Below are 7,822 nucleotides of genomic sequence, written 5' to 3' on the forward strand. Positions count from 1 at the left end.
CGCCCGTTTTCCCTCTGGCGCGGGGCTGGCCGGCAGGCTGCGCACCGCGGGCCGCGCACCGCGTGCGGCGGCGCGGCGGGCACCGGGCTTGTGCATCGGGCACCAGTTTGAACCGCGCCGCGCCGGCCTCGCCCGGCCCGCGCGGCGCGCGCCCGGCCCCGCCCTTTCCTATGGCGGGCGTCCCTGCGCATGCATCTGGCATGCGTTTTGCTTTTGGCTCCTCATCCGATGCGGAATCCGCCGCCGGCCCATCCTCTCCAGGAGTCAACATGAAACGCAGACTAGCCCTCAAGCAACTGACCGCCGCAAGCCTGTTGGCGCTGTCCGGCTGGATGCCGCACGCGCACGCCGCCGAAGACACGATCAAGGTCGGCATCCTGCATTCGCTGTCGGGCACCATGGCCATCTCGGAAACCTCGCTCAAGGACGTGGCGCTGATGACCATCGACGAGATCAACGCGCAGGGCGGCGTCATGGGCAAGAAGCTGGAGCCCGTGGTGGTGGACCCCGCTTCCAACTGGCCGCTGTTCGCCGAGAAGGCGCGCCAGCTGCTGTCGCAGGACAAGGTGGCGGTGGTGTTCGGCTGCTGGACCTCGGTGTCGCGCAAGTCCGTGCTGCCGGTATTCAAGGAGCTCAACGGGCTGCTCTTCTATCCCGTGCAATACGAAGGCGAGGAGCTGGAGAAGAACGTGTTCTACACCGGCGCCGCGCCCAACCAGCAGGCCATTCCCGCCGTGGAATACCTGATGAGCGAAGACGGCGGCGGCGCCAAGCGCTTCGTGCTGCTGGGCACCGACTACGTCTATCCGCGCACCACCAACAAGATCCTGCGCGCCTTCCTGCATTCCAAGGGCGTAAAGGACGAAGACATCCAGGAGGTCTACACGCCCTTCGGCCATGCCGACTACCAGACCATCGTGGCCAACATCAAGAAGTTCGCCACCGGCGGCAAGACGGCGGTGATCTCCACCATCAACGGCGACTCCAACGTGCCCTTCTACAAGGAGCTGGGCAACGCCGGACTGAAGGCCACCGACGTGCCGGTGGTGGCCTTCTCGGTGGGCGAGGAAGAGCTGCGCGGCGTGGACACCAAGCCGCTGGTGGGCCACCTGGCCGCCTGGAACTACTTCGAGTCGATCAAGAACCCGGCCAACGCCGCCTTCATCAAGAAATGGAAGGACTACGCCCGGGCCAAGAATCTCCCCAACGCCTCCACCGCCGTCACCAACGACCCCATGGAAGCGACCTACATCGGCATCCACATGTGGAAGCAGGCCGTGGAGCAGGCCAAGAGCACGGACGTGGACAAGGTGATCGCGGCCATGGGCGGCCAGAAATTCAACGCGCCCGACGGCTTCACCGTGGAAATGGACAAGACCAACCATCACCTGCACAAGCCGGTCTACATCGGCGAGATCAAGCCGGACGGCCAGTTCAACATCGTGTGGAAGACCAAGGGCCCCATCCGCGCCCAGCCGTGGAGCCCGTATATCCCCGGCAACGAAGGCAAACAGGGCCTCTGAGGCAAAGGGCAGCCATGCGCATCGCGGCAATCGCAGTCACTCTGCGCCATCTCCTGCTTGCCTGGCTGCTCCCGGGCGGCCTGTCCGGCCTGATCGCCAGCTTCCAGAAGGGCGGCCTGGGCGAAATCGTGGCTTCCTGGGTCGGCACCGGGCAGAACCAGCCGGTCAGCCCCGGCCAGCTCGGCCAGGTGCTGGAGCCTGGCATGGTGGACGAGCTGGCCGCCAAGACCGGGCAGGACCAGGATTCGGTGCTGGCTACGCTGTCGCAATTGCTGCCGCAACTGGTGGACCAGGCCACGCCCTCGGGGCAGGTCCAGGAAGGCCAGCAGGGTTTCAACCCCGCGGAACTGCTGGGCTCGCTGTCCAGCCTGTTCGGCAATCGCCAGGCCTAGGCGCCTGTCCGAAGCGCGTCCCGCTGCGGCCGAGCCATAGCGGGACGCCGGCGCGCCATGGCGGGGAACGGATCCCCATGCGCTGTTCGCGCGTTTTCGTCCATGCACCATTCAAACAGGCCCCGCGGGGCCTGTTTGTTTTTGCCCTGCCGTTGCGGGAAAACCCTGCGGGCCGTTCGATTGACGGGGGTGGTCGGCCGGATAATAATTATCATGTTAACTAAATATCCATCATGAAACCGCAACCCTTTCTTCTCGACGACGGGCAGCCCCTGGGCACGGTGTACGGCGTGCTGCTTAACGACGCCGCTACCGTGCGGCGGCTGGCGCCGCAGTTTGACGCGCCTCCCTACAAGGCCGCGCCCAGGGCGCCGGTGCTGTACATCAAGCCGCGCAACACCTATGCGCGCGATGCGGCGCCGTGGCGATTCCCGCCGAACCCGGGGCGGTCCGGCTCGATGCCACCATCGGCCTGCTCATCGGCGCGCCCGCCACGCGCGTGGAGGTACGCGACGCCATGGCCCACGTGGCGGGTTTCGTGCTGGCCTGCGACATCACCTTGCCGCACGACAATTATTTCCGCCCCGCGATCCGCCAGCGTTGCCGCGACGGCTTCTGCCCCATGAGCGGGCCATACGCGCCGGGCGACGGCTACGACATCGCGTCCGCCACGCTGCAGGTTTCGATCAACGGCCGGCCCGCCTGGCGGCGCGGTTTTGCCGGACTGGTGAGGCCGGCCGCGCAACTGATTGCCGACGTAACGGCGTTCATGACGCTCTCGCGCGGCGACGTGCAGCTGCTGGGCCGGGCGAGGGCTCGCCGCTGGCGCGTCCGGGCGACCTGGTGGAGATCGAGGCGCCGGGCCTGGGCCGGCTGGCGCATCGCATCGTGGCCGAGGCGGCCGCGGCGCAGGAAGGAGCGCAGGCATGAAACACGGACGCATACGCTACGAGGGCCGGGTCGTCGAGGTGACGGAGGGCGCGGACGGACGGGTGAGGCTGCCCGACGGCCGCCTGCTGGACGAGGCCGAGGCGCAGTGGCTGCCTCCGCTGGAATTCGGCACCGTCTTCGTGCTGGGGCTGAACTACGCCGACCATGCCAAGGAAATCGCCTTCAACAAGGCGCCCGAGGAACCGCTCGTCTTCCTCAAGGGGCCGAACGCGCTGCAAGGGCACCGCGGCAAGACCTGGCGTCCTGCCGACGTGGACTACATGCACTTCGAATGCGAGCTGGGCGTGGTGATCGGCAAGACGTGCCGCAACGTGCCGCGCCAACGGGCCTACGACGTGGTGGCGGGCTACTGCGCGGCCAACGACTACGCCATCCGCGACTATCTCGAGAATTTCTACCGGCCGAACCTGCGCGTGAAGAACCGCGACGGCGCCACGCCAGTGGGGCCGTGGTTCGTGGACGCGGCCGACATTCCCGATCCCATGAACCTGCGCCTGCGCAGTTGGGTCAACGGCGAGCTGAAGCAGGACGGCAACACGCGCGACATGGTGCACGACATTCCTGCGCTGATCGCGCACCTGTCGGGTTTCATGACGCTCAACCCCGGCGACCTGATCCTGACCGGCACGCCCGTCGGCGTGGCGGATTCCAAGGCGGGCGACGAGATCGTCACGGAAGTCGAGGGCGTGGGCCGGCTGGTCAATACCATTGCCGGCGAACCGCCCGCGCCGCCGTCGCACTGACGCGGCGCGGCATCTCTCTTTATCCGGAATTCCTTCATGCGCATCGACCATCTCATCGACGGCAAGGCCGTCGCCGGCCAGGACTATTTCGAAACCGTCAATCCCGCCACGCAGGAAGTGCTGGCCGAGGTCGCGGCGGGCGGAGCGGCCGAAGTGGACGCCGCCGTGGCCGCGGCGCGCGCGGCCTTTCCCAAATCGGGCCGGCACGCCCGCGCCGGAGCGCGCCAGGCTCATACGCAAGCTGGGCGACCTGATCGCCCGCCATGCGCCCGACATCGCGCAGACCGAGACCGACGACTGCGGACAGGTCATCGCCCAGACCGGCAGGCAACTCGTGCCGCGCGCGGCCGACAACTTCTACTACTTCGCCGAGATGTGCACCCGGGTGGACGGCCACACCTATCCCACCGCCACCCACCTGAACTACACGCTGTTCCATCCGGTGGGCGTGTGTGCGCTGATCTCGCCCTGGAATGTGCCGTTCATGACGGCCACCTGGAAGGTCGCGCCCTGCCTGGCCTTCGGCAACACGGCGGTGCTCAAGATGAGCGAGCTTTCGCCGCTGTCGGCCGCGCGCCTGGGCGAGCTGGCGCTGGAGGCCGGCATTCCGGCCGGCGTGCTCAACCTGGTGCATGGCTACGGCAAGGATGCGGGCGAGCCGCTGGTCGCGCACCGCGACGTGCGCGCCGTGTCGTTCACCGGCTCGACGGCCACCGGCAACCGCATCGTGCAGGCGGCCGGCCTGAAGAAGTTCAGCATGGAGCTGGGCGGCAAGAGTCCGTTCGTGATCTTCGACGACGCCGACTTCGAGCGCGCGCTGGACGCCGCCGTCTTCATGATCTTTTCCAACAATGGCGAGCGCTGCACGGCCGGCAGCCGCATCCTGGTGCAGAATGGCATCTATCCCCGCTTCGTCGAGCGCTTCGTGGAGCGCGCCCGCAAGATCGCCGTGGGCGACCCGCTGGACGAGCAGACCATCGTCGGCCCCATGATCAGCGCCAATCACCTGGCCAAGGTGCGCCGCTACATCGAGCTGGGCCGGAAAGAGGGCGCCAGCATGCTGTGCGGCGGCCTGGAAACGCCCCCGCTGCCGGCCCGCGTGCGCAAGGGCAACTACGTGTTGCCCACCGTGTTCGCCGACGTGGACAACCGCATGCGGATCGCCCAGGACGAGATCTTCGGCCCCGTGGCGTGCATTATCCCGTTCGGCGACGAAGAAGAAGCCGTGCGCCTGGCCAACGACACCGTCTACGGCCTGTCGAGCTACGTCTGGACGGAGAACCTCGGCCGCGGCCACCGGGTGGCCGCGGCCATCGAGGCCGGCATGTGCTTCGTCAACAGCCAGAACGTGCGCGACCTGCGCCAGCCCTTCGGCGGCACCAAGGCATCGGGCACGGGCCGCGAAGGCGGCACCTGGAGCTATGAAGTTTTCTGCGAGCCCAAGAACGTCGCCGTGTCGCTGGGCTCTCATCACATTCCCCGCTGGGGCGCCTGAGACGGCGGCCCAAGGCAAAGAGAACAACCAGGAGACATCCATGCAACGTCGTCAATTCCTGCAGGCTTCGGCCGCCGCCGCGCTGCTGCTCATGCGGCCTGGCGCGGGCCGCTCAGGGCGCCTGGCCCGCCAGGCCCGTGCGCAGCGTGGCGCCGTTCCCGCCCGGCGGCACCACTGACATGGTGACGCGCCTCATCGGCAGCGAGCTGTCCAGGCAGCTGGGCGTGTCCGTCATCGTGGAGAACAAGCCCGGCGCGGGCACCGTGATCGGCGTGGACTACGTCGCCAAGCAGCCCGCGGACGGCTACACGCTGGTGTGCGTGGCCAACAGCTTCACGGCCAACAAGACCCTGGTGAAGAACCTGCCCTACGACACCGCGCGCGACCTGCGCCCCGTGGCGCTCATGGGCCTGTCGGAGCACGTGCTGGCGACCCACCCGGACAGCGGGCTCAAGACCCTGGCCGACCTGAAGAAGGCGGCCTCGGACGAGCCGGGCACGCTGACCTACGCCTCGTTCGGCAACGGCACCTCGGCCCACCTGTCGGCGGCCGCGCTGTGCCAGAAGCTCGGCATCGACATGGTGCACGTGCCGTACAAGGGCCAGGGCCCGGCGCTGACCGACCTGCTGGGCGGGCAGGTGTCCGTGATGTTCGGCAACTGGTCCGAGTTCCGCGCGCACGTCGAGCGCGGCAAGCTGGTCGCGCTGGGCATGGCCACGCTGCAGCGTTCGCGCTTCGCGCCCGGCATTCCCACGCTGGCGGAGCAGGGCGCGCCCATCGAGTCGAACTCCTGGCAGGGCCTGCTCGCACCCGCCGGCACGCCGGACGCCATCGTCCGGCGCATCAATGCCGAGGTCAACCAGGCCCTGGCCGCGCCCAACGTGCGGGAAGTGTTCGCCAGGGGCGGCATCGTGGAGCAATCGGGCAGCGTGGAGCAGTTCGCCGCCTTCGTGTCCAGCGAAACCGCCAAGTACGCCGACATCATCCAGCGGGCCCACATCACCCTCGGATAAACGCTGCGCAAGGACTGCCATGCCCCACGTCGTCATCCTCTACACCGGCAACCTGGACGCCCGCGCCGACATGGGCGGCTTGTGCCGCAAGCTGGCCGACGCCATGCTCGCGGTGCGCGCCGAAGACGGCAGCCAGGTCTTTCCCACGGGCGGCACGCGCGTCTACGCCTATCCCGCCCCCCCACTACGCCCGTGGCCGACCGGCGGCGCGGCCGGCAAGGCCGCGGGAGGCGACGGCGATTACGGTTTCGTCTACGTCAACCTGCGCATGGGGCGGGGCCGCTCCGATGCGGTCAGGCAGGCCGCGGGCGATGCGCTGCTGGCCTGCGCGCGCGAGCACCTGGCGCCGGTTTTCGCCGCCGGGCACCTGGGCCTCACCGTGCAGGTGGATGAAAGCCCCGGCCAGGTTTACGACGGCAAGCACAGCACCCTGCATCCGCTTTTTTCCCGCTAGAGACGCCCGCGTCCGGCCTTGCCGGCGCCTTGGAGCATCCAGACCATGTTTTCCGACGAACTTCTGATCCAGCTCGCGCAGGAACTCGACGCCAGCGAGAAATCGCGCATGCAGGTGGAGCATTTTTCCAAGCGCTACCCCGGCATGACCATCGAAGACGGCTATCGCGTTTCGCGGACCTGGGTGCGTATGCAGGTCGCCGCCGGCCGCAAGATCATCGGCCACAAGATCGGCCTGACCTCGCGCGCCATGCAGCAGGCCAGCCAGATCGACGAGCCCGATTTCGGCACGCTGCTCGATTCCATGCTTTTTACCTGCGTGGAAGGCCAGGAACTGGCCATTCCCGCTTCCCGCTTCATCGCGCCGCGCGTGGAGGTGGAGCTCGCTTTCGTGCTGAAGTCGCCGCTGGGCGGTTCCGGCCGGGCCGGGGAGGTCACGCTGCAGGACGTGCTGGACGCCACCGACTACGTGACACCGGCCATCGAGATCATCGACGCCCGTATCGAACAGTTCGACCGCCACACGCGCGCCATGCGCAAGGTCTACGATACGATCAGCGACAATGCGGCCAACGCCGGGGTGGTCGTCGGCGGCAGGCGGGCGGACCCCGCCGGCCTCGATCTGCCCTGGTGCGGCGCGGTGCTGCGCCAGAACGGCGTGGTCGAGGAAACCGGCCTGGCCGCGGGCGTGCAGGGCCATCCCGCCATCGGCGTGGCCTGGCTTGCCAACAAGCTGGCGCCGTGGGGCGAAACCCTGCAGCCCGGCCAGCTCATCCTGGCCGGGTCGTTCACTCGCCCCGTGGCGGCGCGCCAGGGCGATGGCTTCGAAGCCGACTACGGCCCGCTGGGCGTGCTGCGTTTCCGCTTTTCCTGAACATCTTTCCACGCGAGGTATCGATGCAGACCCCCGTCAACCGCTTCAAGGCCGCCCTGCGCGCCGGCCAGCCGCAGATCGGCCTGTGGCTCGGGCTGGGCAGCCCGTACACCGCCGAGATCTGCGCCGGTGCCGGCTTCGACTGGCTGCTCATCGATGGCGAGCACGGCCCCAACGACACCCTGACCCTGCTGTCGCAGTTGCAGTCGATCGCCGCGTATCCGGCCAGCCATCCCATCGCGCGCGTGCCCATGGGACACGGCGAAGTCGGCGAAATGCTCATCAAGCAGTACCTGGACCTCGGGGCGCAGACGCTGCTCGTTCCCATGGTCGACACGGCGGAACAGGCCGGCCGCATCGTGCGCGCCGCCCGCTATC

The 7,822-nt window shown here is 68.2% G+C and carries 8 protein-coding genes and 2 pseudogenes; all 10 read left to right on the forward strand.

Annotation, left to right across the window (positions count from 1 at the left end; genetic code table 11):
- The first annotated feature begins 269 nt into the window (after positions 1 to 269).
- Positions 270 to 1,523 carry an urea ABC transporter substrate-binding protein gene (urtA, locus tag AD428_RS19415; protein WP_053246275.1) on the forward strand — a complete coding sequence of 418 codons (1,254 nt, stop codon included), beginning with the start codon at positions 270 to 272 and terminating at the stop codon, positions 1,521 to 1,523.
- Positions 1,524 to 1,537: 14 nt separating this feature from the next.
- The gene (locus tag AD428_RS19420; protein WP_053246276.1) at positions 1,538 to 1,915 is read left to right on the forward strand and encodes a YidB family protein; all 378 of its coding nucleotides are present in this window, start codon (positions 1,538 to 1,540) and stop codon (positions 1,913 to 1,915) included.
- Between the two features lie 421 nt (positions 1,916 to 2,336).
- Positions 2,337 to 2,660: pseudogene (locus AD428_RS28330) on the forward strand (fumarylacetoacetate hydrolase family protein); the annotation flags it as partial.
- Positions 2,661 to 2,841: 181 nt separating this feature from the next.
- Positions 2,842 to 3,609 carry a fumarylacetoacetate hydrolase family protein gene (locus AD428_RS19425; RefSeq protein ID WP_053246277.1) on the forward strand — a complete coding sequence of 256 codons (768 nt, stop codon included), beginning with the start codon at positions 2,842 to 2,844 and terminating at the stop codon, positions 3,607 to 3,609.
- A 36-nt stretch (positions 3,610 to 3,645) separates the two neighbouring features.
- Positions 3,646 to 5,104: pseudogene (gene hpaE / locus AD428_RS19430) on the forward strand (5-carboxymethyl-2-hydroxymuconate semialdehyde dehydrogenase).
- A gap of 40 nt (positions 5,105 to 5,144) precedes the next feature.
- Positions 5,145 to 5,282 carry a hypothetical protein gene (locus AD428_RS28335; protein ID WP_235490989.1) on the forward strand — a complete coding sequence of 46 codons (138 nt, stop codon included), beginning with the start codon at positions 5,145 to 5,147 and terminating at the stop codon, positions 5,280 to 5,282.
- Position 5,283: 1 nt separating this feature from the next.
- Positions 5,284 to 6,117, forward strand: a complete 834-nt coding sequence (locus AD428_RS19435) for a tripartite tricarboxylate transporter substrate binding protein (protein WP_235490991.1) — start codon at positions 5,284 to 5,286, stop codon at positions 6,115 to 6,117.
- Positions 6,118 to 6,136: 19 nt separating this feature from the next.
- Positions 6,137 to 6,571: a 5-carboxymethyl-2-hydroxymuconate Delta-isomerase gene (locus AD428_RS19440; RefSeq protein WP_053246278.1), complete on the forward strand. Its 435-nt coding sequence runs from the start codon at positions 6,137 to 6,139 to the stop codon at positions 6,569 to 6,571.
- Between the two features lie 45 nt (positions 6,572 to 6,616).
- The gene (gene hpaH, locus AD428_RS19445; protein WP_053246279.1) at positions 6,617 to 7,444 is read left to right on the forward strand and encodes a 2-oxo-hept-4-ene-1,7-dioate hydratase; all 828 of its coding nucleotides are present in this window, start codon (positions 6,617 to 6,619) and stop codon (positions 7,442 to 7,444) included.
- A 23-nt stretch (positions 7,445 to 7,467) separates the two neighbouring features.
- Positions 7,468 to 7,822 (forward strand): HpcH/HpaI aldolase family protein (locus AD428_RS19450; protein WP_235490994.1); only part of this gene is annotated, 355 nt, incomplete at its 3' end.

The organism is Achromobacter sp. DMS1, from assembly GCF_001270295.1.